Origin of the sequence: Streptomyces sp. CB02056 (assembly GCF_001905545.1) — a bacterium.
Classification (GTDB): Bacteria; Actinomycetota; Actinomycetes; order Streptomycetales; family Streptomycetaceae; genus Kitasatospora.
Genome location: NZ_LIPD01000001.1, coordinates 82,586 through 108,859, shown reverse-complemented (window position 1 = coordinate 108,859; position 26,274 = coordinate 82,586). Strand labels below are relative to the sequence as shown.

Sequence of the window (26,274 nt, the reverse complement as noted above, 5' to 3'; positions counted from 1 at the left end):
GGGCGTGGGCACTACTCGGACGCCGTATCACCCTCGGCGGCCGCGGCCTTCTTGGCCGCCGCGCTCGTCCGCTTGGTGGCGGTCTTGCGGGCGGTGGTCTTCTTGGCCGCCGTGGTGGTCTTCTTGGCGGCGGTCTTCTTCGCGGCGGTCTTGCGGGCGGCCCGCTTCTTCGGCGCCGGCGCCTCCTCGGCCGCAGCCTCGGCGGCGGCCTCGACGGCCTCGGCGGTCTCCGGTGCCTCGACGGCCTCCGGAGCCTCGGCGACGACCGCGGCCACGACCGGCTCACCCGGCGCCTCGGCGACGGCCTCGGCCGCGGCTTCCGCGACCGCCGGGGCGGCGGCCTCCAGGGCCGCCTCCAGCGCCGCCTCGGCCTTGGCCTGGAGCACCACGATCTCGGCGGTGCCCGGGGAGCCCGCCGGAGCGGTCGCCTTGCGCACCGCGCGGCGGCGCGGACGGCCCGCCGGAGCGGCGGCCGGGGCCTCCGCCACGGGAGCCTCGACGACCGGGGCCGGGACGGCGGGAGCCGCCTCGGCCGGGGCCTCGACGCCCGGGACCTCCAGGGCCAGCTGGCCCTCGATCTCCTCGCGCACCGGCTCGGCCGGCTCGGCGAAGGCCTCCACCGCGACCGGCTCGGCCGCCACGGTCACCGCGGCCTCGACGGCCTGCGGCTCCTCGTGGCCCGCGCCGCCCTTGCCCCGGCGACGGCGCTTGCCGCTGCCCGCACCGGCCTCGCCCGCCACCACGGGGGCGTGGACGTGGGCGCTCGGCTGCTCCATGTGGACGATCACGCCGCGGCCGTTGCAGTGCACGCACGGCTCGGAGAAGGACTCCAGCAGGCCCTGGCCGACCCGCTTGCGGGTCATCTGGACCAGGCCCAGCGAGGTGACCTCGGCCACCTGGTGCTTGGTCCGGTCCCGGCCCAGGCACTCCAGCAGGCGGCGCAGCACCAGGTCGCGGTTGGACTCCAGCACCATGTCGATGAAGTCGATCACGATGATGCCGCCGAGGTCGCGCAGCCGCAGCTGGCGCACGATCTCCTCGGCCGCCTCGATGTTGTTCCGGGTGACCGTCTCCTCCAGGTTGCCGCCCTGGCCGACGAACTTCCCGGTGTTGACGTCGATGACGACCATCGCCTCGGTGCGGTCGATCACCAGCGAACCGCCGCTGGGCAGCCAGACCTTGCGGTCCAGCGCCTTCATCAGCTGCTCGTCGATCCGGTAGGTGGCGAACACGTCCACCTCGGAGGTCCACCGCTGGAGCCGCTCGGCGAGGTCCGGGGCCACGTTGGAGACGTACTCGTGGATGGTCTTCCACGCCTCGTCGCCGGAGACGATGACCTTGGTGAAGTCCTCGTTGAAGATGTCGCGGACGACCCGGACGGTCATGTCCGGCTCGCCGTACAGCAGCGCCGGGGCGTTGCCGGTCGCGGCCTTCTTCTGGATGTCCTCCCACTGCTGCTGGAGGCGCTGGACGTCGCGGGTCAGCTCCTCCTCGGAGGCGCCCTCGGCGGCGGTGCGCACGATGACGCCCGCGTCGTCCGGGACGATCTTCTTGAGGATCTGCTTCAGCCGGGCGCGCTCGTTCTCCGGGAGCTTGCGCGAGATGCCGGTCATCGAGCCCTCGGGCACGTACACCAGGTAGCGGCCGGGCAGCGAGATCTGGCTGGTCAGGCGGGCGCCCTTGTGGCCGATCGGGTCCTTGGAGACCTGCACCAGCACGGACTGGCCGGACTTCAGCACCGACTCGATCCGGCGCGGGCCGCCGTGGCCCAGCGCGCCGAAGTTGACCTCGCCGGCGTACAGCACCGCGTTGCGGCCCTTGCCGATGTCGACGAAGGCGGCCTCCATCGACGGCAGCACGTTCTGGACCTTGCCCAGGTAGACGTTGCCGACGTACGAGGTGGCCTGCTCCTTGTTGACGTAGTGCTCGACCAGCACGCCGTCCTCGAGGACGCCGATCTGGGTCCGCTGGCCGCTCTGGCGCACCACCATGACGCGCTCGACCGACTCGCGGCGGGCCAGGAACTCGGCCTCGGTGATGATCGGCACCCGGCGGCGGCCCAGCTCGCGGCCCTCGCGGCGGCGCTGCTTCTTGGCCTCCAGACGGGTCGAGCCCTTGATGGACTGCACCTCGTCCGGGTCGAACGACGGCTCGGTGGAACGGCGGCGCGGCTCGCGCACCTTCACCACCGTACGGACGCCGTCCTCGGTGGTCTCGGCGGTCTCGACGGCGCCGGCCTCACCGCTGCGGCGGCGACGGCGACGACGGCGACGCGACGAGGACAGGCCGGCGGCCAGGTCGTCGTCCTCCTCGCCCTCCTCCTCGGCGACGGCCTCGGCCGACTCCTCGACGGACTGCTCGGTCTCGACGGCCTCGGCGGCCTCGAACTCCTCGGCCTCACCGCGGCGACGGCGGCGACCGCCCCGGCGGCGACGGCGCGACGGACGGCCGTCCTCCCACTCGTCCTCGGTCTCCGGACCGGCGGCGGGGGCCTCGACGGCGGGCGCCTCGACGACCGGGACCTCGACGACGGGCGCCGCGACCGGCGCCTTCGCCGCGGCCTTGGCGGCCTTCGCGGCGGCCTTCACCGGAGCCTGGGCGCCCGACTTGCGACGGGTCGGCTCGACCCGGGTGCGGACCCGGCGGCGACGGCCGACACCGCTGTACTCGAACTCGTCGTCCTCCTCCTCGCGCCCGGCCTGCACCGGGGCCGCGGCCGGAGCCTCGGCCTTCGCCGGGGCGGCGGCGGGCTGCTGCGGAGCGGCCTGCGCCGCCGGAGCGGACGGCGCGGCCTGTGCCGCCTGAGCGGACGGCGCGACGAAGGCGGCGGGCTCCTGGAACACCGGCGCCTGGAAGACGGCGGTGGCCGGGCGGACCGCACGGCGGCGCACCCGGTGGGGCGGCTCGGCCTCGGCGGCCGGGGCGGCAGCGGCGGGCCGGGCGGCCGGCGCGGCGGCGGGGGCCTCGACGGCCTCCTCCTCGGGCTCCTCCACGACGGCGGGCTCCTCGGCCTGCGGCTCCTCGGCGGCGGGCTCCGCCACCGGGGCCTCGACGACCGGCGCGGCCTCGACCACGCGACGGCGGCGGGGGCGGCGGGCCGGAGCGGCCGAGGCCTCCTCGGCCACCGGCTCGGCGGCGGGGGCCTCCACGGCGGGGGTCTCGACGGCCGGCGCCTCGACGACGGGGGCCGCGGCCTCGGCTGCGGGGGCACCGGCGGGCGCCTCGGCGCGCTTGCGGGTACGGCGGGCCCGGACCGGCTTCTCGGCGGCCGGCTCGGCCGTCGGCTCGGCGGTCTCCGCCTTCGCGGCCTTGGCGGCCCTGGTGGTCTTCGAGGCCTTCGCGGCCTTCACGGGGGCCTCGGCCACCGGGGCCTCGACGGCCTCCGGCGCGGTCACCACGATCGGGGTGGCCTCCGGCGCCCCGGCCGGGGCCTCGGCGCGCTTACGGGTACGGCGGGCCCGGACGGGCTTCTCGGCGGCCGGCTCGGCCGTCGGCTCCACGGCCGGAGCCGGGGCGGCCGCGGGGGCCTCGGCCGGCACGACCGTCTCGGCCGCGTCGGCGGCCGCACCCTGCGGGGTACCCGCCGGGCGGGACACCGCGCGGCGGCGACGGCGCGGCGGCGCGGCGGACGCGCCCTCACCACCGGTCGCGGCGGTTTCGTTCTGTTCCGTGGCCGCAGTCTGCTGCGGATCGGTGTTATCGAGCATGCGGGTGGATCTCCCGTCAGGCCCCCGGGCTCCGCATCCGGGCACGGCACGGCACCGCTGGGCGGCCGGCATCACGACGATGCCTGGACCGGACCCTTGGAACGGTGCCGCCGCGCGGACGCGAGGCCGCACAGGGGCTCGTAGTCTCGCTCGGCGCCCCGCACACGGCGGGGTGTCGAAAGTCTTCTGGTCTGACCAGTCTTCTGAGGTTTTCCCAAGCTGCGCCGTCCCCCAACCCCGGGTGGCTCCCGGACGGGGTCCCGGACCGGCCGACCTTCCTGGTCGGCAGGCCCCGGTTGGCAGGCCTGCGCTGCGACGACGCTCGCTCCCCTGGGGAGCCGCGGGAACCCTGGAGGACCGTCGGGCCCAGTGAGGCACTGGGCCCGGCCTCCCCCCGCTAGGCGGACGCGGTAGCGTGCGGCCCTGCTGCCGGCTCCGAGCCGACCGGGGCCGCTGCGCGGTCGAGCGCCAGCGGGTCGGTCACCGTGCCGGACTCCTCGTCGAGCGGCCCCTGCGCCAGCCTGGTCACCTCTGCGGGGACCGGCGGCGCCAGGTCGGCCGTCACACGGAGACCGGACAATACGTCGTCGGGTCGTACGGCTGGTGTGGCGTGTCGTACTACCAGGCGCAGTATCGCACAGGGACGGCCGGTCCGAACATCGCGGTCGGTTCCGGCCCCGGCGTCCGCACCGGCCTCGACCTGGGCCGGGACGGCTTCCAGCGCCGCCACCGCGCCCCGCGCGTCGAAGACCCGCAGGCCGTTCTTGGTGCGGCGCTCGACCTCGACCCGCTCGGCGGCGAGGAAGCGCGCGACCGCGTCGGCGGCCGCGTCGGGCTCGACACCGTCCAGCCGGAGCAGCCACTCGGAGGCCTCCAGGCGCTCCACGAAGTTCGGCGTCCGCACCTCGACCGCGTCGATCACGTCCAGGCCCGTCGGCAGCGACTCGTCCAGCTGCGCCCGCAGCTGCTCGGGGTCGCGGACAGCGGCCAAGCCGATCTCCAGGTACTCCGCCTCGCTCGCCACCCCGGTCGGGGCCGCGTTCGCGTAGGAGACCTTCGGGTGCGGGGTGAAGCCGGCCGAATAGGCCATCGGAACGGCGGACCGGCGCAGGGCGCGCTCGAAGGCGCGCTGGAAGTCGCGGTGGCTGGTGAAGCGGAGCCGGCCGCGCTTGGTGTAGCGGAGACGAATCCGCTGCACCGTCGGCGCGGGCGGCGGACCGTCGGGCGTACGGCGTGCCAGGGTCGCTCAGTCCTTAGTCAGTTGTCCCCGTCCGGCGTGGCGTCTTCCCGCCACTGTCCGGACTCTGTCACCTCAAAGGGTACGCGCCCCGCCACCCCCCTCGCTCCGCCCCTGGTCAGCCACCGGTCCCCGGCACGCCGCGACCCCCGGCCGAATCAGTCCGGCCGGGGGTCGCGGGTGTGACGTGCGCTACTTGTTGACGACTGTCAGGGGGAGCATCTTCTTGCCGGTGGGGCCGATCTGGATCTGGGTGTCCATCTGCGGCTAGATAGAGGCAGTCCCAAAACCGTCGAAGGGGTCACCGACATGGCGAAGCGCACCCGTACGACACGCGCCGCGCAGCAGAAGGCGTACACGGTCGAGGCCGAGTGGACCGCCGCAGATCTGGCACTGCTGGCGGACCTGATGAGAGCCGAGGCCGCCCTTCCGGCGGACGCGCCCCGGGCCCTGCTCTCGGTCCGGCTGTCCGTACTGACGGAGGACACCACCTCCCCCGTCCGCCAGGAGCTCGACCTCCGCCGCGAGGCCCTGAACCGGGGGTGCCGCGTGGTCGGCGTCGCCAGCGACCTGAACGTGTCCGCCACCAAAGTGCCCCCGTGGAAGCGGAAGCAGCTGGGCGACTGGCTGAACAACCGGGCGCCGGAGTTCGACGTGCTGCTGTTCTGGAAGCTCGACCGGTTCATCCGACGGCTGTCCGACCTGCACACGATGATCGACTGGGCGTTGAAGTACGGGAAGAACCTGGTCTCCAAGCACGACTCGATCGACCTGACCACGGTCGTCGGCAAGATCCTGGTGACGCTGATCGGCGGCATCGCGGAGATCGAGGCCACCAACACGAGCACCCGGGTCGCGAGCCTCTGGGACTACGCCAAGACCCAGTCCGCCTGGCTGGTCGGCAAGCCGGCCTTCGGCTACACAACCGCCGAGGACGAGAACGGGAACGTCATCCTCGCCATCGATGCCGACGCCCACAAGGCCCTGCACTGGTGCCGACGCTTGGCCCGCCGGGACGTCTCCGCCACCCGCATGGTCAAGCTGCTCAAGCGCGCGGGTCTCGCCAGCGACGGCCTCACGGCCACGACCCTCCTCCGCCAGCTCCGCAACCCCGCCTTGATGGGCTACCGAGTAGAAGAGGAGAAGAAGGGCGGCGCCCGCCGGTCCAAGCTCGTCCTGGACAAGGCCGGGAAGCCCATCCGGGTCGCGGAGGCTGTCTTCACCGACGAAGAGTTCCACGAGCTCCAAGCGGATCTCGACAAACGCAGCAAGAACCAGCCCCAGCGCCGACCCGGTGGAGCCACGCGGTTCCTCGGGGTCTTCATCTGCGTCGACTGCAAGACGAACATGTTGGAGCAGCGGAACCGCATCAAGGACCGGGTGTACGAGTACCTGCGGTGCCAGGGCTGCAAGGGCGGTGGCCTGGGCGCCACCAACCCCGACGCGATCAACGCCAAGCTCGTCCTCGACGTGCTGTCGGTCCTCGGCGACGAGCCCGTGCAGGTGCGCGAGTACGCACGAGGCGCAGAAGCACGCGCCCATGTGGCGCAGCTTGAGGAGTCCATCGCCTACTACATGAAGGAACTGGAGCCCGGCGGCCGATACGCCAAGACCAGGTTCACGCGCGAGCAGGCGGAGCAGACGCTGGACAAGCTGATCACCGAACTCGGGGAGATCGACCCCGAGACCACCGAGGATCGGTGGGTGAACGTGACCAACGGGAAGACGTTCCGGCAGCAGTGGGAGGACGGCGGTACCGAGGCCATGGCGGCGGACCTCCTGAGGGTGGGCGTCCGCTGCGAGGTCACCCGGACCAAGGTCCAGGGTCAGCGGGCTCCCGCGATCAAACTGCGGCTCCTGATCCCTAAGGACTACCGCGACCGGCTGATCGTGAAGGAGGACGACTTCGCGAGCAAGCTCTGACGGCGGCAGCCCCCGTCATCACGGCGGGGGCTGCTAACCGTCAGTGCTTGGCCGAGTCGTACGGCTCCTCGTGCCCGTCGGCGTCCACGATGACGATCTCGCTCTCGATGACCAGGGCCCGGAGCACCATCGGGCGCAACGCTGCCGGTGCTGCCTCGCACGGACTCGCCGCTGCTCCGGCCCCCGCCTGCTTGGCCGTCACGGTCTCTCCCCTGCCTGCTCCGCGCGGACGATCTCCCGGTTGGTGGCGAGGTCTTCGGCGATGCCGGCCGCGACGAGCGCTTCGGCCGGGGTGTGCCCGGTTCCGGCAAAGCGCCAGGCGCCTTCGGCCACGGTCCCGTCGTCCCAGTCCGCGTACAGGCCGCAGGCGTGCTCGGCGCGGGCGGCTCTGAGCTGCCCATATGTAGTGGAGTAGGCCCGCGTCTTGGTCAGGCAGTGCCCCCGGTACCCGAGCATGTGGGCCCAGGCCCGAAGCCGCAGGTGCTGAAGTTCGGGCAGGCCGCCGAGGCGCCAGGCAGTGGCGGTGAGGGCGCGGACGTGCGGGCTGACCCGCAGGGCCTGTATCTCCGCCAGAGACTCGATGCGACGGTCGACAGCGCCGGCGGCCTCCACACTCTTGCTCGTGTACTTGGCGACGTAGGCCGCCACTGCATCGTCCGAGATGTGCCCGCCACCTCCCTTTATAAGGAGGTGCACATCCAGCTGAGCACCGAAGCCGAGCCGTCCGCCGCCGGAGGCCATCGAGTCGGGACACGGGAGCGCCACGGCAGCGGCCGCCGAGCGGACGGCCTCCAGCAGGAGGTCTTCTGCTGCCCACGGCGGAGGCGGAGTAGTGGGACCATCCGGGCCGTCGAGTCTGATGACAGCGTGGAAGTGGACGGCGCCACGCTTCTGGTACTCGGCGACCTTGGCGGTGGAGACCCTGACCAGGGTGCGGACCTCTGAGCGGCCGACGCCCGCCCCGGTGGCGAGGTGGTGGTACAGGTTGTCGCGGAAGGCCTTCCACAGGGCCGGGGCCATGGCGTTCCACAGGACGTGCCCGGGGTAGTCGTAGCAGTCCGCGCAGAGCGGTTGCCCGACGAGCGGGTCAGCCTCCAGGTGGGTTCGACCGCAGCCTCGGCAGCCGCCGCGCTCACACCGTCGACGCCGAGCCGGGTGGCAGTCGCCCGCCCGGTGCACCGGCCCGAACGACGGCGCGGTCAGGGTGACGAACAACCGCGGGTGCGTCCGTACCGTTTCCGGGACGCCTTTGCCGCCGACCAGGCCGGAGCGGACCAGGTGGAAGGTGTCGCCGCTGTGCTCCCGGGAGCAGGGCGCGCAGCGGGAGGCCCGCCGGTTGCGGCAGCGGACGGCGAGCCGGCCACCGGGTTCGGTGGCGGTCGAGTAGTGGCGCAGGACTTCGCCGGTGTCGGGGTCGACCATGGTGGTGTGCCCCGCGAGGTAGACCGGTTCGGCACAGCCACCGGTGGTACGGATCTGCTCCAGCCAGCGGCCCAGGTCCGGCATCTCACCGAGGCGGACGAAGTCACGTTCTGTCGGCGGCAGTTGGCGCAGCCGCGCCTCCCGGTCGAGGAAGGCGCGGCGTGCGGTGGGGTCGGTGTACGGGTTGGTGTTGGCGGTCATGGTGGATGTCTCCAGGGCCAGGGTCTGCCGGGCCCCGGCCGGGCCAGGCATGCGGTGGCGCGGCCGGGGGCGGCGGTGGGACGGGCGGGCTGGGTGGCTGGTCGGGTTGGCACGGTGATCACGCCTCTCAGGTGGTGTGGGTGAGTCCCTGGACGAGCCAGGTCACCGCGTAGACAACGGGGTCGGCCCAGCCGATGCGGTCGAGGTAGATCCCGAGGACGCCGACGAGGACGACGTGCCAGATCTTGAGTTCGCCGGAGCGAACCAGGAGGTAGGTGACGAGGGCCAGGACGGCGGTCAGGATGAGAGCGGCGGCCATCAGATGTAGACCCCTTCGTTCGGCTCGTCCGCCGTGTGGAGGCCGGGCCAGGACGGAGCCAGCCGGGCGTGCTTCCTTGCCGCTCGGCGTGCCTGTTCGGGGGTGACGTGGACGGACCGGGCGCGGGTCCACCGGCCGTCGGCGCCAACCGTGATGGCGACGCCCTGCTCAGCGGCGGTGATCTGCTGAGCAGCGGCCAGGGCATCCTTGTCGAGATCGCCGAGCACCATCTCCGCCGTCCCCGCATCGTTCACCCGGTGGCAGACCCGGCCGGCCAACTGGGCCCGCAAGGCGGTCACCCCGGGCCCGAGGTCGGAGCCGACCCGTTGTCCCGCGACCACCAGGTGGACGCCCAGAGCGGCACCGAGCTGGGCGAGCCGGAGCAGGTTGGTGGAGATCTCCCCCACCTCCGCCTTGTCGTCCCTGGTCGCCACCAGGTACAGCTCCGCTACCTCGTCCACGATGACGACGACCGGCATCTTGCGAAGCTTCGGCGGCAGGTCCCAGACGGACCGGGCCCCGACCGAGCGGCACAGCTGCATCCGGGCTTCGGTCTCCGCGACCAGCTCCGCGAGCAGGTGGGCGGCTTCCGCCCGGGTGGCCGCCAGAGCCGACAGCCGGTCCTCGAACAGGGACAGCTCCATGCCGCCCTTGAGGTCGATGCCGAACAGGGCGACGCGTTGCGGGGCGAGTTCCTTCACCAGCGCGGCGATGAGGGTGGACTTCCCGGAGCGGGTCGCGCCGACGATCAGCCAGTGCGGCGCTCGCCGCAGGTCGATCGTCCAGGCCCGGCCGTCCTCCAACAGCCCGACCACCGCCCGCAGCAGCCTCTGCTTCAACCGGTACGGCGCCACCGGCGTGATCAGCGGGTCCCAGGCGAGCGCCGAGAGGGTGACGAACCCGCGCTCGTCCGCGACCAGCCGTACCGCGTGCACCCGCCAGGCATGGGTGAGCGCGTCGAGGGCCTCGGCGAAGTGCTCGGGCACCTGCCCGGGGTGAAGCCGCACCCGCACGTCGACGCCGCCCCGCCGGTACTTCGCCACGCCCAGACGGGGCGGAGTCGGCCGCAGCGGATCCCCGCGGACCATCAAGTCCCCGACTCGGGCCCGTCCAGGACGCTTGGCCACGGCGAGGCCGAGGTTCGTGGTCAGACGCCGCCACGTCACCCGGACTCGGATCACGGTCGCCGGGTAGCCGAACAGGTGCCACCAGAGGTAGGGGTGGCTGCGCCTCAGCACCGGGGCCATGCTGAACGCGATGAGCACCGTTGCCAGCATCGCCACCCAGAGCAGTTGAAGGACGATCACAGCCGTCCCCCGTTCTCCACCGCCGTGTTGTGGGCCACGGTCTCCAGGTCACGGGCCTGACCGGCAACCTTGGTAGCGATGCCGGCGATGTGGTCGAAAAGCTGAGCCCCCTCGTCGTCCCGCCCGAACGGGTCGACCTCTTCGGCCAGGTCGCCGAGTTCACGCAGCAGGCCGCGCAGCTTCACGCGGGTCGCGCCGCTCATCAGGCGTCGCCGCCCTTGCGGGAGGCCGCCGGAGCCGGGACGGCAACCGGAACCGGGGTGATGGCGTCGGCCCGGAAGGACAGGCCGTGCCGGTCCCCCATCGCCCAGGAGAAGGCCGTCAGGCCGGTGACGTGCACCCGCACGCCCTCCACGACGCCGACCGGTTCGCCGGACACGCTGATCTCGATGATCGAGGCCCGCCGGCCGTCCTGCCGGACCGCGACCCCGACCGTGTAGACGGTCTGGCCCTCCCGGTCCTTCCTGATCTCCCCGGTCTCGCGGTTCGCGATCCGCGCTTCGGGGGCAACGATGCAGGTCATCGCGCCGAGCCGGGTTCCGTCCACGGGAATGGACTGCATGAGCGCACACTCCTCTGGCACCAAGGGCCGCATGACATCAGTCGTCAAACGTACTTACCTTTGGCGCCTCGATGATGCTCCTCCTTGACGCCTCGACGCAAGCAATTCATGCTTACGTTTAACGGCTAGCAACTGACGACAGACCTAGAGATGCCGCCCGACCAGGGCAAACGACCACAGACGAACCCTCGAAAACGACACGGCACACGCGAAGCGGGCCCGTTCCCCGGCGTCCGCACCAAGGGGTCAACACCATGGCGATCATTCGGAACGAGGCACTGCACAAGCAGGTGGCGGCGGCGATGCGACAGTCGATCGCCACCGGCGAATGGCCCCCCGGTACCCAGCTGCCCACCGAAACCGATCTCGCCGAGACCTACGGCGTCTCCCGCCCCACCGTCAGGCTCGCCGTCGCCGCCCTCCGCAGCGAGGGCCAGTTGGACGTGAAGCAAGGCCGCGGCACCTTCGTCCGCGCCGCCGTCCACGGCCCGAGCGGCAGCCTGGACCGGACCATCACCGCCCAGGGCGACACCTTCTCAACGCCCGTCGACGCCTGGTTCGACCACGCCGAGAAGCCCGCGGTCTACCGCACCCGCACCGACGCCATCACCGCGCCGCTGCTGGAGATGGACCAGGACGAACTGATGCTCGGCTGCGACCGCCTCCTCACCGCCCCATCCGGCGACGGCCGCGCCCTCCACCGCCTCCTGCTCCCCATGGAACGCATCGAGGCCACCCCGCTCGCTCAACACCCCACCGCCACCCCGGCCGAGGCCTACGCGGCGCTCGCCGCCGCCGGCCACGACCTCACCTGGCGCGAGCGAGTCAGCGCCCGCGTCCCCCAGCCCGACGAGCGCGAGGCTCTCCACCTCTCCGAGGCCGCCGTCCTCCTGATCGCCTACCGCATCACCTGCGACCAGACCACCAGCCTCCCCCTCATCCTCGAAGAGACCCGCCTCGGCGCCGAAACCACCGCCCTCACCTACGCCATCGACGCCCACAAACCCAAGCGCGCCAAGGCCTCCCGCTAACCACCCCGAACACACCAAAGCCCCCATGCCCACACCGGGCACGGGGGCTGTCGCAACTCTTCTTCACTTACTCAAGGGCGCGCACAGCGCGCCAGCGCGCGGCCCGGCCGCTCGCCGCCGCTCCTGTCTTCGCCCCGCTTCGGCGGCGGCCGGCCGCACACGCGAGCGTGCGGCCGGGAGGGTAGCCGAGGCTAGAGCCCGTCGTGGCTGGGGTCGGGCGGCTCCACGGTTTTACCCACCTCCCAGGCTCGGGACCCGAGTCGAGCAAGAACGGGGGGCCACTCGGCCAAATTGCGGTCAGGCCCAGAAGCCCTGACCGAGTCCGCAGCAGCTTACGGCCCCCCGATCATGCTCGACCCCAAACCAGGCAGGACACCGGCCAAAACCGCTCCACCGCCCAGAGGTTGCCCCGGCGAGGTGCACCGGAACGACCCGTGTAAGTGTGTCAGGATCGTTGAGCTTCACGGTTTGATAGAGAACCTTTCCACAGATATCTCGGCGACATTTGCCACGCTGCGATCGCATTGGATCCAGCAGCCGATCTCTAGCGGAACATGTGCGGTTGTTGATTCATAGCTAAACTCGACAACCGAATTCATCTTGACGTAGCACACCACAGATTCTCCCACCTCATATCCGGAGAATTCGCCCGATCCTTCGATGGTCAGATGCTCGTCAAGTACATCCCCTTCGGCGACCCCTGCCCATTCGATTTCCATGTTGTCATCCAGAGCGTGAACCTGGGAGAGGATATCGTCTCGAATCTCGGCGCCAAATAGATCGGGGACCACATCAATGGACCGCCGGACCGCGAGAACGGAGAGCAGGTCTTCGAGCTTTCGATGATAGTGAAACTGGCTGCCAGTTGACATTTCGGCAGCAAGGTCCGGATGGAGGCTTTTCTTGTCTGAGGCCGCGAAATCTCTCCAGTTATCAGAGACAAAGTGCGTTTGATCGCCTGGCGACGAGCAGTGCGACCGCTTCACCGTAAGCCATATAGCCGCGTCCCGAGCGCCTGTGCCATCAGTTTTCGCAGGCTTTTTGCGCAAAGCCTCCCTCTGGAGGGCTTCGGTAGCATCATCGCCGGTTACTGGTATGACTTGGAAAGCGTCTCGCAACTGCCCTTCCCAGTCCGCAACGATCTCTTCGATTCCTGGGATGTAGATCGGATCAAGGTCGGTTAACTTCGACATTGCGGAGATCGCTGCAGACAGCGACTCGACAGTCGAGGTCGCCATTTGCCTCCGCTGGCTCAAAGACTCATCAAGCACGATGGAGGGAATAGCCACGGCTATCCCCTTTGCCTTTGCGACGCGCAGGATGGTTGAGATGATCACGTTCTTGACCACGCGCTGCCGAGGAAGGACGTTGGTGTCGAGGAAGATTGTCATTACCTCAGTCCACCTCCTCGACGCGGCGCGCAATCTCGGTGGCCAGTTGATTGAATAGTTCGAATGTCCTTCGTGCGCGCGTGAACTGTGCGCCGCGCGCCTCCGAGCCACTTAGTTCGAAGACCGCCCGGTTGGTGCGTTGGGCCATCGGAACCAAGCTCGAAAGGTTCGGAACGCGGCCGATTAGGTTATCCCCGGATGGAATTCCTACGCCCGTTGGAGCAATTTCATCAATCACTCCAGCCTTGTAGGCGGATGGAATTCTTTCATTCCAGACCTGAAATGCGGCGGCTGGCTGATCCCGATACACCGCAAACTGCTGCGTTAGGTAGCCCAGGGGGGATGGCCTGCCAACAGGTAGGGGGAATTCGAGATTTGGATTTCGGCGCAAAATTGACTCGCGGGCGATGGCCCAGTCCTCGATCCATCTGGCCGCGCTTCGCCCGACACTGGGAAGCGCGGTAACCGAGAAGAGGTCGGGGGCTAGTGGGATGACGAAACCTGAAGATGCAAGAATTGCCGTGCGGTTGAGTGCGCCCACATTGGGGCCAAGGTCAATCAGGGAATAGTCAGCCTCTACCAGATCGGCCGAGTTCTTGATGAGGCGAAACAGGGCGGCGCTTGTGCGAGCTCCCCGGGGGGTCCCCGCCAGCGCCTCGGTCCAGCCGATTGAGCTAAACTCCTCAAATTCACTAAGTCGGATATCTCCGGGAATTATCCAGGCATTTTCTCGAATTTTCGATGGGTGGATTGAGGAGAGATCTCCCGACCCCTCGATGATTGGCTTGAGGGCTCCATAGATGGTGCCTTCGCGGTTGAATAGTTCTTCGATTTCTGCTGCCGGGATTGCTGCACTTGTGAGATTTCCCTGCGCGTCTGCATCGACGAAAAGGACTCGCTTTCCCTTGCGGGCTAGGGCAAGTCCGACGTTATAGATCAGTGTGGTCTTTCCTACTCCGCCTTTGTGGTTGAAGAATGAGACTGTCTTCAAGGGGAAGCCACCTTCCGGGGAGGAGGATGCATGCCCTGATGCTGACGGCATGCTGCTGGTCGCGATCAGCCGCCATCCTGCTCGTCGGCCAACCATGATGAAAGGGCGTCATGACTCAGGCTCGCAGGAGATTGAGTAACCTCTGCGGCCCGTTAGCGAGAGAGCGTACTCCTTGACTAGCTGGCGCGGCGCTGTTTGCTCTCTCTGGTCCATAGTTCTTCGGACGTTGGTCACGAGACTTGGGATTGGCGTCCGGATCGGTTCTTGTTGCAGGACAACGGTGTCTAGTGCTGCCGGCAAACCAAAGCATTCCTCGGGTGAGCTATCTCAGATGGATCCTGTGTGCCAGCCATGCCAGATTGGGCGGTACGTGGCGGTCAGTCGCGGGCGCCGGCGGCGCGGTGGCGGGGGAACCGGCAGGGCAGGGGAGCCGTAGGTCACGCAGGGTTCCGAACGCCTGTCCTTGTAAAGAGGAGGTGGAACAACTCGCCTCCCGCCACTCATCGTTGGCCTCCGGTCGGGAGTGAATGACCAGTGCAGGTGGGTTCCTGCACTGGCCCTGTCATGTCAGTTCGCCACGGACGTTGGCCGCCAGGCAAAGCAGCTCCTTGAGACTCATCCAACCTTCCAGGATGCCCTCAAGGCGGACCAGCGCCCCTCCCTGAGCATCGGTATCGGCGATCGCCCGAAGCTGCGAACGATCCACACCGCATGCTGCCAGCAGGGTGTTCACCTCGTCCGCCGTCTGCCGCGCGACCCTCCAGCCGGCGGTGTAGTCCACACCCGGCAGCCACAGCCACGAGTCCGGGTCGAGGCTCGCCGCCAGCTCCGCGCCGAAGTCGTCATCCCCGTCCAACTGTCCTTCAACTCCCCTGGTCACGAACCGAACCGGCTATCCATGCGCTGGCATGCCGAGGAGCCCGATACCATCGGCATCGGGTTCCGACCCACCGGACCACCCCTCTCCCGCCAAGGTTCCGGGGTGGTCCGGCACGTCTTCAGTTGTCCCTGATCAGGTCAGGTGTGGTCCCGCGCCGACTGCTCGCAATCGAAGATCCGCCGGAACAGCTCCGCCTCGGTCAAGTCGAGCAGCGGATCATCGACGCCGGTCTTCTCACGCCAGATCTTCCGCATGAGCTGCAACCGCTGATCTTCGGCGAAGTCGGGCTCCGTGAACCACGCCACCGCGTCACGGTGCGCGGCCCGCCGGCTCGGCGAGACAGCTCGCACCGGCCAGGAGAACTGGCCGTCCAGCAGCCACCACATCGAAACCCGGTCCCACCAGGTCCGCAGGTGCCGGATCACTGCTGCCTCCCGGGGCCAGCGGAGTATAGGCGGACGACGGTCGGGGTCAGGTCGAGGAAGGCCAGGGCCCGCACCTCTCCGTGCGTTGCGAGTCGACGCCCGATCGACTGAACCTCCGACGGCCCGAACAGCTCGACGAAATAGGCCTGCTGGTCCGGGCCAAGCGGAAGGGTGCCGACCGCGGTCAGGAGCGCGGCCATCGCCTCCGGCAGCTTGCCGAAGTGCTCGGGCTCCGCAACACCGCGAACTTCCAGGATCACCGGGAAGGGGTACGAGGAGACCGTCTCCGGCGCATCGGGGACTCCAAGCGGCGTCACTTCTCCGACACCTCCCCCGCGCGACGTGGGTGCCACTTGTGGACACCCACCGTCTGCCCATTCACCACGATGCTTCGGGTCGGCGCTTTGCTCAGCCCCGCGCCGCAGTAGTAGCACCGCGTCGCCGCCCCAGACGCCCGCCTGCTCATTCCACACCGCCTTCCAGGCCCACCAGGGCCCAAACGATCTTTCCGATGCCTTCGGGTCGGGGCTCGAAACCCCATTCCCGGGACAGGGCCTCCACCAGGTACAGCCCGCGCCCAGAGACATCGCTCAGGTCAGCGGCGCACCGGATCGCGGGCTTCTCGCTGCTCGCGTCGTGCACCTCGATCCTCAGGTGGTCGCACATCACCTCGAACCGGACGGCGATCTCGCGTCCAGGCGAAACACGCGCGTGCGTCACCGCGTTGGCCACCAGTTCGCCGAGCACCAGCTGGGCGTCGTCCATGAGGGCCGGGCCGCCCGGGACGTTCTGAAGGAAGTCGCGCAGGTGGTTCCTGGCCACCGTGGCGGACCGCCTGTGCCGCGTGAGCCTCGCCTCGAACGCGGGTATCCCGGGGGCCGGCTTGTAGGGTTCGGAGCCGTCGGGGGGTTCTCCCGAACTGGTCACGTGCACCGCCTCCCGATGCCCAATTGGCGGCCCGAAACCCGGACGTTCCGGCCCTTTACTCCAGGCTGCCGGGAGGAAGTGCGGACTTCGTACCCAAGCTGGTTACCCAATGTGGGTAAACTCACAGGCAATCAACTTGCTTGCAGCGGCTGCTGATCGACAGCGGGGGCAGTGGTGACCGAGGCTCGCGTACCGGACCGGCTCCCAGCGGGCCTGCTGTCCAACCCGGAGATGATCGCCGCGTGTCGAGCACGAGACTTCGCAGCCGTGTTCCGGCTGCTCAAGACGGCGGGGATCTACCCGTCGCTCATCGCCCGTGCCTGTGACATGACACCGAGCCGGGTCGGTGAGGTCATGTCCGGGAAGCGCAGGATCGAGAAGATCGATCTCATCGAGCGGATCGCCGACGGCCTCCACATCCCGGGCCGAATGCTCGGCCTGGCTTCTCGTTCATGGGAGCTGGAGACGCCGGTCCGGCAGCCCCGCCGCCGCCAGCCGGAGCCGTCCACCGACGGCCGGGGCCCCAACGCACCGATCGACGCCGAGCTCTTCGTGAGCCATCTGCGCGGTGCGATGCCCGGCCACTACAAAGCCGCGAACCTGCTCGGCTCCCGCCACGCACTCGACCCAGTGACGAGGCACGTCCGGCTACTCGACCACCTCCAGCAAATCGCTGAGGGCCGCGCCCGCGACGAACTGCTCGCAATCGGCGCGCGCACCGCGGAGTTCCTGGGGTGGCTGAACCAGGATCTCGGGGACTTCGACCGGGCCCTGTTCTGGTCGGACCGCGCCATGGAGTGGGCGCAGGAGGCCCGCGACGACGTGATGGCCGCCTACGTGCTCTTCCGGAAGAGCAACCAGGCCACCGCCCAGCGGAACGCCCCGAAAGCCGTCAGCCTTGCCCGCGCGGCCCAACGGTCGGTCGGGGCCACTCACCGGATCCGGGCACTGGCGGCGCAGCAGGAAGCGCAGGGCCACGCGATGATGGGCAACCCTCGCTTCGCACAGGCGAAGTTCGACGAGGCTCACGAGATCGCGGCCGCGCCGGACGACTCGCACGCCGACGACGCTCTTGATCTCGCCTACTGCACACCGACCTACATCGAGATGCAGCGCGCGAACTGTCTGATCGAACTCGGCGACCCGCACACGGCCGTGGGCATGTTCGAGGCGGAGCTCCGAGTGCTGCCGCCGGTCTACCGTAACGACCAGGGCGTCTACCTCTCCCGACTGGCGCGGGCCTACGCGGTGTCCGGTGAACCCGAGCAGGCGGTCGCCGCAGCCGACCGCGCACTGTCCATCGCCGTCGACACCGAGTCAGCGCGCGCAATGTCCGAACTATCCACCGCCGGAAAGGCCCTCCAGCGGTGGAGCGCCGTACCCCAAGTGGCCACGTTCACCCACCGTTTGGCACTGATGAGCAGCGGAAGCCCTCTCGACCGCTGAGGACCCTATGGGAGAGGCTGGGCCCATGGACGCACTGATCACGGCCGCCACCTCCGCAGACGAACGCCGGCGCGGCGCCAAGATCGCCGTGCTGCCGGTCGGCAGCTTCGAGCAACACGGCGATCACCTGCCCCTGACCACCGACACCGTCGTCGCCAGCCTGATCGCCCAGCGGATCGCCACCGACTACGACCTGTTCCTCCTGCCACCCATCACCCTGTCCTGCTCCCACGAGCACGCCCACATGCCGGGCACCGTCAGTATCAGCGCCGCCACGCTCTACGCCGTGATCAACGACACGTGGAAGTCCCTCCGGGCGTCCGGCGTCCCCGGTCTGCTGATCGTGAATGGGCACGGCGGGAACTATGTGCTCTCCAACGTGGTCCAGGAGGCCAACACCGAGGGCCCACGCGTCGCCCTCTTCCCGGTCCGCGAGGACTGGCACCAGGCCCGCGAGGCCGCAGCCCTGGAGAGCAGCGGCGGCGAGGACATGCACGGCGGCGAGCTGGAGGTCTCACTCCTCCTCCACGGCGCTCCCCACCTCGTCCGCGAGGGCATCGAGCAGGACGACCACGACGCCCCGGAGCGCCCCCACCTCCTCACGCTGGGCATGGCCGGCTACACCGAGAACGGCATCATCGGCCGCCCCTCCCTCGGTACCGCCGAAAAGGGCGGGGCCATCCTGGAGAGCCTGTCCAAGTCGGCCGCCGCCCACCTGTCACTCATCAGTGGTAGCTGACAGCCACAGGCCATCACTCGAAGGCGTTCAGCGCTCCATCGAACACAGGAGCCCTCCCTGACAGGATCGGGGAGGGCTCTGGGCGTGGCCTCAGCGGGTCAGACCCACTCGATGGAGGACTCGATGTCCGGGGTGCTCCGGGCGGCGGGCAGGGGGGTCTTCCGGCCCCTCTGCCGGGCCTCCCGTGGGGCCGGGGCGGGCCCGCCCGGGGCGCGCGTCACACCGAGCGCGCCCAGGACGAGCTGTCGTTCACCCTCCGAGAGGCTGTGAAATACGTCACACAGCTCGCCGAGTGGGTCCCCCATGCCTCTGGCTAACCCTGCTGGCCAGTGGCGTTGACGACCGTCAACGGCAGCATCTTCTTGCCCGTCGGGCCGATTTGTATGGCCGTGTCCATCTGGGGGCACACGCCGCAGTCGAAGCACGGGGTCCAGCGGCAGTCGTCGACCTCGACCTCCTCCAGGGCGTCCTGCCAGTCCTCCCAGAGCCAGTCCTTGTCGAGGCCGCTGTCCAGGTGGTCCCAGGGCAGCACCTCCTCGTAGGTGCGCTCGCGGGTGGTGTACCAGTCGACGTCGACGCCGGTGCCGGCCAGGCCCTTCTCGGCGCAGGCCATCCAGCGGTCGTAGGAGAAGTACTCGCGCCAGCCGTCGAAGCGGCCGCCGTCCTCGTAGACCTCGCGGATGATCGCGCCGACCCGGCGGTCGCCGCGGGAGAGCAGGCCCTCGACGATGCCCGGCTTGCCGTCGTGGTAGCGGTAGCCGATGTTCTTGCCGTACTTGCGGTCGCCGCGGATGGAGTCGCGCAGCTTGGCCAGGCGGGCGTCGGTGGCCTCGGCGGACAGCTGCGGGGCCCACTGGAACGGGGTGTGCGGCTTGGGCACGAACCCGCCGATGGAGACGGTGCAGCGGATGTCGTTCTGGCCGGTGACCTCGCGGCCCTTCTGGATGACGTTCTTCGCCATCTCGCCGATCTGGAGCACGTCCTCGTCGGTCTCGGTGGGCAGGCCGCACATGAAGTACAGCTTCACCTGGCGCCAGCCGTTGCCGTACGCGGTGGCGACGGTGCGGATCAGGTCCTCCTCCGACACCATCTTGTTGATGACCTTGCGCATGCGCTCGCTGCCGCCCTCGGGGGCGAAGGTGAGGCCCGAGCGGCGCCCGTTGCGGGACAGCTCGTTGGCGAGGTCGATGTTGAAGGCGTCGACGCGGGTGGACGGCAGCGACAGGCCGATCTTGTCCTCGGTGTAGCGGTCCGCGAGGCCCTTGGCGATGTCGCCGATCTCGGTGTGGTCGGCGCTGGACAGCGACAGCAGGCCGACCTCCTCGAAGCCGGTCGCCTTCAGCCCGCGCTCCACCATCTCGCCGATGCCGGTGATGCTTCGCTCCCGCACGGGGCGCGTGATCATGCCGGCCTGGCAGAAGCGGCAGCCGCGGGTGCAGCCGCGGAAGATCTCCACGGACATCCGCTCGTGCACCGTCTCGGCGAGCGGGACCAGCGGCTGCTTCGGGTACGGCCACTCGTCGAGGTCCATCACGGTGTGCTTGGACACCCGCCACGGCACGCCGGGGGCGTTCGGCACGACGCGGCCGATCCGGCCGTCGGCCAGGTACTCCACGTCGTAGAACTTGGGGACGTAGACCCCGCCGGTGCGGGCCAGGCGCAGCAGCAGCTCGTCCCGGCCGCCCGGGCGGCCCTCGGCCTTCCAGGCGCGGATGATCTCCGTGATGTCGAGGACGGCCTGCTCGCCGTCGCCGACCACGGCGCAGTCGATGAAGTCCGCGATCGGCTCCGGGTTGAAGGCCGCGTGGCCGCCGGCCAGGACGATCGGGTCGTCGATGGTGCGGTCCTTGGCCTCCAGCGGGATGCCGGCCAGGTCGAGCGCGGTCAGCATGTTCGTGTAGCCGAGCTCGGTGGAGAACGACAGGCCGAACACGTCGAAGGCCTTCACCGGGCGGTGGGCGTCCACGGTGAACTGCGGGACGTGGTGCTCGCGCATCAGCGCCTCGAGGTCCGGCCAGACGCTGTAGGTGCGCTCGGCGAGCACACCCTCACGCTCGTTCAGCACCTCGTAGAGGATCATGACGCCCTGGTTGGGCAGCCCGACCTCGTAGGCGTCGGGGTACATCAGCGCCCAGCGGACGTCGCAGGCGTCCCAGTCCTTGACGGTCGAGTTCAGCTCGCCGCCGACGTACTGGATCGGCTTCTGGACGTGCGGGAGGAGGGCCTCCAGGCGTGGGAAGACCGATTCGACAGTCATGTACTAGGAACCCTTACGACGTGATTCGGTGCCGCGAGTCGGCACGGGAGGGGTGACCCTCAAGGGTAGCCCAATCCGGGGAACGGGCCGTCTGCCCCGGTTCACGGGCCCTCCGCGCTCCGGCGCGACCCCGGACGGGCCGGTCTCCGCCCGCACCCGCCGGTGTCCACCGGTGCCCACCGGTGGCCTCCCGAGCCCGCTGGTGCCCGCCCCGGCACGCGCGGTGGGCGCCCGCCGGCCGGTCCCGTCCGCCGTTGACACGCCCGGACGGCCCGTGCGGTACTGACAGGGCTCCGCCAAAGACATCTGCACCCCTTCCGGACAAGGAAGTTGAGTCGTACGCTCGGCCCTCGTCGGTTTTCCGGCCGGCACGCCTCTCCCTCCCCACGGGCCGCCCACGGACGGCCCCGTCCGTCCCCGCACGGCCGCCGTTCCCGGCCCGCGGTGCCACGCCCAGCCCCGTCCCCCTCCCCCGTCCCCCCGCCCGCACGCCGTGCCCGGCGGCGCACCCGCACGCCCGCGCCCCGGCGGCCGTACGACCGGCGCAAGGAGAACCATGACCGACACCGGTCGGCGGATCCGCCCGCTCCGGACCCTCGACACCCGGCCGGCCCGCTACCCGACGCCGGCCCAGGCCGAGTCCGCCGCACGGCGGCTCGCCCTGCGGCACCCGGACCGCTGCCGGCTGCGCGAGGTGGGCCGCTCCCGGGCCGGCCGCCCGCTGCTGCTGCTCTCCGTGGACCGCGGCCCGCGGGCCGTCCTGGTGGTCGGCGGCCCGCACCCCAACGAACCGATCGGCACCGCCGGGACCGTCCGGCTCGCCGAGGTGCTGCTCGACCGCCCCGCCCGCCCCGGACTCTCCTGGCACCTGCTGCTCTGCCTCGACCCCGACGGCGCCGCGCTCAACGCCGGCTGGCTGGACGGCCCGCTCACCATGCGGCGCCACTACGAGCACTTCTTCCGCCCCTCCTTCGAGGAGCAGCCCGAGCTGCTGCCCGCCCCCGGCTCCGGCCGCCCGCCGATGCCGGAGAGCCTGGCGCTGACCGGACTGATCGACGAACTGCGCCCGTTCCTCCAGTGCTCGCTGCACGGGGTGGACTTCGGCGGCGCGTTCGCCCAGCTCACCCGCCCCGTCCCGGGCCTGGCCGGGCGCTTCGCCCGCTCCGCGCAGCGCGCCGGCGTGCCGCTCGACGTGGACTCCTACGACGCGATCGGCTGGGCCAGCCCGGACCCGGGCACCTACCTGATGCCGTCTCCGGGCACCGGCGGCTCCCGGGCCCTGCCGGACGAGCCCGAGCTGTCCACCTGGTCGTACGCGGCCCGGTACGGCGCGGTCTCCGCGGTGCTGGAGGTCCCGATGTGGGCCGTCGACGCGGTCGGCGACGCCCACCGCCACCCGGCCGGCCCGCAGGCCCTCGCGGCCGCCGCCCGCGACCTCACCGCACGCGCCGCGGACCTCACCGCCCTGCTCCCGACGGTCCGCGCGCACCGGCACGGGACGCCCGGCCACGAGGCGTACGGCCCGCTGCTGCGCACCGCCGAGTCCAGCCTGGCGGTCGCCCCGCGGGTGGCCGAGGAGTGGCTGGAGCGCTGGGGCGCCGAACCGCTCACCGCCTCCCGGGTGACCACCGCCGGACTGGTCGCCGCCCGCGTACCGCTGCGGGTCGCGTCGATCCTGCTGCGGCTGCTCGCCGACACCCGCGGCCCCGGCGTCGAGGCCGCCCGCGACCGCGCCCGCACCGTCGTCGCCGACAGCCTCGACCGGCTGCGCCACCGCTTCGGCACCCGCTGGGTGCCCGTCCAGGAGCAACTCGCCCACCAGACCCGCGCCGTCCTCACCACCGCCGACTGCCTCCTCTGAACCCTCCCCGGCCCCGGACACGACAGCGCCCCCGGACACGACAGCGGGGCCGGCCCGGGAAGTCCCGGACCGGCCCCGCCGCCGCACGGCGCGGCGCGCTCAGGCCGCTATCGGCCGCTGGCTCCGCACCGCCTGGAGCAGCCCGATGGCGATCCAGTTGGCGAACATCGACGAGCCGCCGTACGAGACGAACGGCAGCGGGATGCCCGCGACCGGCATGATGCCCAGGCACATCCCTATGTTCTCGAAGGCCTGGAAGGCCATCCAGGCGATGACCCCGGCCGCCACGATCGTCCCGTACAGGTCGGTCGCCTGCCGGGCGATCCGGCAGGCCCGCCAGAGGATCACGCCGACCAGCGCGATGATCGCCAGCGCCCCGACGAAGCCCAGCTCCTCGCCGGCCACGGTGAACACGAAGTCGGTCTGCTGCTCCGGCACGAACTGCCCGACGGTCTGGGTGCCGTGGAACAGCCCCTTGCCGGTGAGCCCGCCCGAGCCGATCGCGATCCGGGCCTGCGCGGTGTTGTAGCCGACGCCGTTCGGGTCCAGCTGCGGGTTGGCGAAGGCGGCGAAGCGGTCGATCTGGTACTGGCTCAGCAGCCCGAACTTCCAGATCGCCACGCATCCGGCGGTGCCCGCCACCAGCAGGCCGAGCACCCAGCGGTTCGCCGCGCCGGAGCCGAGCAGGATGCCCAGCACGATGGCGGCCATCACCATCACCGAGCCGGCGTCCGGCATCAACAGCACTATGCACATCGGCACCCCGGCCCAGAGCAGGCCCCGGAACACCGCCCGGTGCGAGGGGAACTCCCGCTCCCCCGCGTCCACCTGGTCCGACAGCACGACGGCCATCGCCAGCACGATCGCGAGCTTCGCGAACTCGGCCGGCTGGATCGAGAAGCCGCCGCCGAGCTGGATCCACGAGTGCGCGCCGTTGATGGTCGAGCCGAGCGGGCTGAGCGTCGCCAGCAGCAGGACGAGCACGCCGACGTACAGGAAGGGCACGATCGTGCGAAAGCGCCGGCTCCCTATCGCTATCACCACGGAGCACAGCACCAGCCCGACCACGAAGTTGGTCAGGTGCCGGTACAGGAAGTACTGCGGGTCCCCGTGGGTCAGCGAGTCGCGCCCGCGGGTGGCCGACCAGACCAGCAGCGAGCTGCCGGCCGAGAGGGCGAGGGCGGCCACCAGCAGTATCCAGTCGAGCCGCCAGAGCGGGGAGTCCTTGGACAGCGCCTTGGAGACCCCGCGGCGCTGCGGGGCCAGCCGCAGCTGCCGGTACGAGCCGTAGGAGGTCATGCCCGTCCCCTTCCCGGTCCGCGCGTGGGTTCGAGCGCGGCGTCGGCCGCGGTGTACGACGCCGGACGGTCGGCCGGCGGCGTCCGGTCGAGGAAGGCCGTCGCCGGGGCCGGCTGCGCCGTGGCCGTGTCGAGCAGCGCCGGAGCGGCGGCGACGGCCTGGGCCTGGAGGCCCGGGGCCTGGGCGCCCTGCGCCGCGTCGGCGCCGTACGAGACCGGCTTGATGATCGCGGTGCCGTCCGGGTTGAACTTCGGCAGCTCGGCCTGCGGCGCGGGCAGCAGCGCCTTGCCGCTGTCGATGCCGCCCTTGTCGTCCACGCCGTACAGCGCCTGGTAGATCCGGCGGATGGCGTCGCCGGAGCCGCCGGAGCCGGTGCCGCCCTGGCTTATCGTCATGACGACCGCGTAGTCCTTGCTGTACGTGGTCAGCCAGGAGGTGGTCTGCTTGCCCTCGACCTCGGCGGTGCCGGTCTTGGCGTGCAGCGTGATCTTGTCCTGCGGCCAGCCGTTGAACTTCCAGGCGGCGGTACCGCTCTTGATGACGCTCTCGGTGGCCTGGTTGATGTAGCTGAGCAGCTTCTCGTCGCCGGGGAACTTGGCGTCCTCGTGCGGGGCGATCTCGCGGACGAGGTCCCCGCCCGGGCTTATCACGGCCTTGGCGATGGTCGGCCGGTAGAAGGTGCCGCCGTTGGCGAGCGCCGAGTAGATCCGGGCCATCTGGACCGGGGTGACGAGCGTGTCGCCCTGGCCGATCGCGAAGTTGACGGCGTCACCGGCGCGCATCTGGTAGCCGTCGACGCAGTTCTCCCGGGCGATCTGGTCGGAGTAGCTGTTGCCGCCCTTCTGCCCCTGAGCGCACCAGGCGTCCTTGTTGTTGTCGTAGAAGGACTGCTTCCACTGCCGGTCCGGCACCCGGCCGGTGACCTCGGACGGCAGGTCGATGCCGGTCTTGGCGCCGAGGCCGAACTCGTGGGCGGTCTTGAAGAACCAGTCGCCCGGGTCCTTCTTCGGCTTGATGCCGCCGTCCTTCATCCACTGGTCGTACGCCAGGCCGTAGAAGACGGTGTCGCAGGAGACCTCCAGCGCCTTCTCCAGGGAGATCTGGCCGAAGTTCTCGCTCTCGAAGTTCTTGAACTCGCGGCCGCCGATGGTCATGCTCTTCGGGCAGTCGTAGCGGCCGTCCAGCGAGTAGCCGGCCTGCACGGCGGCGGTGGTGGAGATGACCTTGAAGGTCGAGCCGGGGGCGGACTGACCCTGTATGGCCCGGTTCAGCAGCGGGAAGTTGGAGTCCTTGCTGGTCAGCGACTGGTAGTCCTTGCCGCTGATGCCGCCCACCCAGAGGTTCGGGTCGTAGGTCGGGGCGCTCGCCATCGCGACGATCCGCCCGGTGTGCACGTCCATCACCACGGCGGCGCCGGAGTCGGCCTCGTAGTTGCGGTTGGTGATCTTGTCGAAGGTGTTCCGGGCGTCGTTCATGGCCTGCGCCAGGTTGTCCTCGACCACCTTCTGCACCCGGGCGTCGATGCTGGTGACCAGGTTGTCGCCGGTCTGCGGGGCGACGGTGCCGGCGTTGCCGATCACCCGGCCGAGGTTGTCGACCTCCAGCTTGGTGATGCCCGCGGTGCCGCGCAGGTCGCGGTCGTACACCGACTCCAGGCCGGCCCGCCCGATCTGGTCGGCCGGCAGGTAGCGGTCCAGGCCGCTCTTGCCGGCGGTCTTGCTGACCTCCTCGTCGGTGACCGGCGAGAGGTAGCCGAGCACCTGGGCCATGTTGGCGCCCTCGGCGCCGGTGTAGCGGCGTACGGCGGTGGGCTGCGCGGTGATCCCGGGGAAGTCCTCGCGGCGCTCCATTATCTGCATCGCCTGCTGGGTGGTCGCTTCCTTGGTGACCGGGATCGGCTGGTACGGCGAACCGTTCCAGCAGGGCTGCGGGGTCTTGGCGTCGCAGAGCCGGACCTTCTCCTGCACGTCCTTGGCCGGCATCCCCAGCACCTCGGCCAGCCGGGACAGCACCGCCTTGCCGCCGTCCTTCTGCTGGAGCAGCGAGGTGCGGCTGACCGAGACCACCAGCCGGGTCTCGTTGCCGGCCAGCACCCGCCCGGAGGCGTCCAGGATCTCGCCGCGGACGGCCGGCTCGACCACCTCGCGGATGTGGTTGCCGGTCGCCTTGGCGGTGTACTCCTTGGCGTTGCGGATCTGCAGGTACCACAGCCGTCCGCCGAGGGTGGCGAGCAGCGACAGCACCAGGATCTGCAGCACCACCAGACGGATCGTCACCCGTCGGGTGCGGCCGGTCTCGGGGATGTTGCTCACGTCTCGTGCGCTCCAGGATGCGGGGAGGTCGGGTGGT

Annotated in this window: 21 protein-coding genes; 5 read left to right on the top strand and 16 right to left on the bottom strand. The window is 70.3% G+C overall.

Features of this window, described 5'->3' with window-relative positions:
- Positions 1-11: 11 nt before the first annotated feature.
- Positions 12-3,707, bottom strand: coding sequence for an Rne/Rng family ribonuclease (locus tag AMK13_RS00465; protein ID WP_074000705.1), 3,696 nt, complete (start codon positions 3,705-3,707; stop codon positions 12-14).
- 397 nt (positions 3,708-4,104) lie between these two features.
- On the bottom strand, positions 4,105-4,905 hold the full coding sequence (locus tag AMK13_RS00460; RefSeq protein WP_049659422.1) for a TIGR03936 family radical SAM-associated protein: 801 nt from the start codon (positions 4,903-4,905) through the stop codon (positions 4,105-4,107).
- 348 nt (positions 4,906-5,253) lie between these two features.
- Between AMK13_RS00460 and AMK13_RS00455 the strand changes: the two genes are divergently transcribed.
- Positions 5,254-6,867 carry a recombinase family protein gene (locus AMK13_RS00455; protein ID WP_074000704.1) on the top strand — a complete coding sequence of 538 codons (1,614 nt, stop codon included), beginning with the start codon at positions 5,254-5,256 and terminating at the stop codon, positions 6,865-6,867.
- A gap of 198 nt (positions 6,868-7,065) precedes the next feature.
- Here the strand turns inward: AMK13_RS00455 and AMK13_RS00450 are convergent, their stop codons facing one another.
- The 5 genes from AMK13_RS00450 to AMK13_RS00430 all read right to left on the bottom strand — a co-directional run bounded on the left by AMK13_RS00450 (position 7,066) and on the right by AMK13_RS00430 (position 10,678).
- Positions 7,066-8,490, bottom strand: a complete 1,425-nt coding sequence (locus AMK13_RS00450) for a replication initiator (protein ID WP_074000703.1) — start codon at positions 8,488-8,490, stop codon at positions 7,066-7,068.
- Positions 8,491-8,617: 127 nt separating this feature from the next.
- A complete protein-coding gene (locus tag AMK13_RS00445; protein ID WP_074000702.1) occupies positions 8,618-8,809 on the bottom strand; it encodes a hypothetical protein in 192 nt (63 codons plus the stop codon).
- Positions 8,809-10,116 (bottom strand): FtsK/SpoIIIE domain-containing protein, encoded by a 1,308-nt coding sequence (locus tag AMK13_RS00440; RefSeq protein WP_380716948.1) that lies wholly within the window; start codon positions 10,114-10,116, stop codon positions 8,809-8,811. Before AMK13_RS00440 ends, AMK13_RS00445 begins: the two co-directional genes overlap by 1 nt.
- Positions 10,113-10,319, bottom strand: a complete 207-nt coding sequence (locus AMK13_RS00435; protein ID WP_074000701.1) for a hypothetical protein — start codon at positions 10,317-10,319, stop codon at positions 10,113-10,115. Before AMK13_RS00435 ends, AMK13_RS00440 begins: the two co-directional genes overlap by 4 nt.
- Positions 10,319-10,678 carry an SCO3933 family regulatory protein gene (locus AMK13_RS00430; protein ID WP_074000700.1) on the bottom strand — a complete coding sequence of 120 codons (360 nt, stop codon included), beginning with the start codon at positions 10,676-10,678 and terminating at the stop codon, positions 10,319-10,321. The genes AMK13_RS00435 and AMK13_RS00430 overlap by 1 nt, the downstream gene beginning before the upstream one ends.
- A 254-nt stretch (positions 10,679-10,932) precedes the next feature.
- On the opposite strand from AMK13_RS00430, the gene AMK13_RS00425 reads away from it, so the two are divergent.
- Positions 10,933-11,709, top strand: a complete 777-nt coding sequence (locus tag AMK13_RS00425; protein WP_074000699.1) for a GntR family transcriptional regulator — start codon at positions 10,933-10,935, stop codon at positions 11,707-11,709.
- A gap of 461 nt (positions 11,710-12,170) precedes the next feature.
- On the opposite strand, the gene AMK13_RS41590 is transcribed toward AMK13_RS00425, so the two are convergent.
- The 6 genes from AMK13_RS41590 to AMK13_RS00395 form a co-directional block, all read right to left on the bottom strand.
- Positions 12,171-13,100, bottom strand: coding sequence for a PIN domain-containing protein (locus tag AMK13_RS41590; protein WP_074000698.1), 930 nt, complete (start codon positions 13,098-13,100; stop codon positions 12,171-12,173).
- A gap of 4 nt (positions 13,101-13,104) precedes the next feature.
- Complete coding sequence (locus AMK13_RS00415; protein ID WP_074000697.1) at positions 13,105-14,091, bottom strand: ParA family protein; 987 nt, start codon at positions 14,089-14,091, stop codon at positions 13,105-13,107.
- Between the two features lie 562 nt (positions 14,092-14,653).
- Positions 14,654-14,947, bottom strand: coding sequence for a hypothetical protein (locus tag AMK13_RS00410; RefSeq protein WP_074000696.1), 294 nt, complete (start codon positions 14,945-14,947; stop codon positions 14,654-14,656).
- 161 nt (positions 14,948-15,108) lie between these two features.
- Entirely contained in the window at positions 15,109-15,396 is a 288-nt protein-coding gene (locus AMK13_RS00405; RefSeq protein WP_074000695.1) for a hypothetical protein, read from the bottom strand.
- On the bottom strand, positions 15,393-15,656 hold the full coding sequence (locus AMK13_RS00400; RefSeq protein ID WP_143204454.1) for a hypothetical protein: 264 nt from the start codon (positions 15,654-15,656) through the stop codon (positions 15,393-15,395). The genes AMK13_RS00405 and AMK13_RS00400 overlap by 4 nt, the downstream gene beginning before the upstream one ends.
- Before the next feature lie 202 nt (positions 15,657-15,858).
- Positions 15,859-16,218, bottom strand: coding sequence for an ATP-binding protein (locus AMK13_RS00395; protein ID WP_241852699.1), 360 nt, complete (start codon positions 16,216-16,218; stop codon positions 15,859-15,861).
- A 372-nt stretch (positions 16,219-16,590) separates the two neighbouring features.
- Between AMK13_RS00395 and AMK13_RS00390 the strand changes: the two genes are divergently transcribed.
- Together AMK13_RS00390 and AMK13_RS00385 are read left to right on the top strand one after the other, a co-directional pair.
- Positions 16,591-17,769 carry a tetratricopeptide repeat protein gene (locus AMK13_RS00390; RefSeq protein ID WP_074000693.1) on the top strand — a complete coding sequence of 393 codons (1,179 nt, stop codon included), beginning with the start codon at positions 16,591-16,593 and terminating at the stop codon, positions 17,767-17,769.
- Between the two features lie 25 nt (positions 17,770-17,794).
- Entirely contained in the window at positions 17,795-18,508 is a 714-nt protein-coding gene (locus AMK13_RS00385; protein ID WP_074000692.1) for a creatininase family protein, read from the top strand.
- A gap of 313 nt (positions 18,509-18,821) precedes the next feature.
- Here AMK13_RS00385 and AMK13_RS00375 read toward each other — a convergent pair whose 3' ends face one another.
- Positions 18,822-20,765: a TIGR03960 family B12-binding radical SAM protein gene (locus AMK13_RS00375; protein ID WP_074000690.1), complete on the bottom strand. Its 1,944-nt coding sequence runs from the start codon at positions 20,763-20,765 to the stop codon at positions 18,822-18,824.
- Between the two features lie 556 nt (positions 20,766-21,321).
- Here AMK13_RS00375 and AMK13_RS00370 point away from each other — a divergent pair.
- Positions 21,322-22,626, top strand: coding sequence for a M14 family zinc carboxypeptidase (locus tag AMK13_RS00370; protein ID WP_074000689.1), 1,305 nt, complete (start codon positions 21,322-21,324; stop codon positions 22,624-22,626).
- A 99-nt stretch (positions 22,627-22,725) separates the two neighbouring features.
- Here the strand turns inward: AMK13_RS00370 and rodA are convergent, their stop codons facing one another.
- The gene (gene rodA, locus AMK13_RS00365; RefSeq protein WP_049658703.1) at positions 22,726-23,925 is read right to left on the bottom strand and encodes a rod shape-determining protein RodA; all 1,200 of its coding nucleotides are present in this window, start codon (positions 23,923-23,925) and stop codon (positions 22,726-22,728) included.
- The gene (mrdA, locus tag AMK13_RS00360) at positions 23,922-26,237 is read right to left on the bottom strand and encodes a penicillin-binding protein 2 (protein ID WP_049658705.1); all 2,316 of its coding nucleotides are present in this window, start codon (positions 26,235-26,237) and stop codon (positions 23,922-23,924) included. The genes rodA and mrdA overlap by 4 nt, the downstream gene beginning before the upstream one ends.
- Positions 26,238-26,274 lie beyond the last annotated feature (37 nt).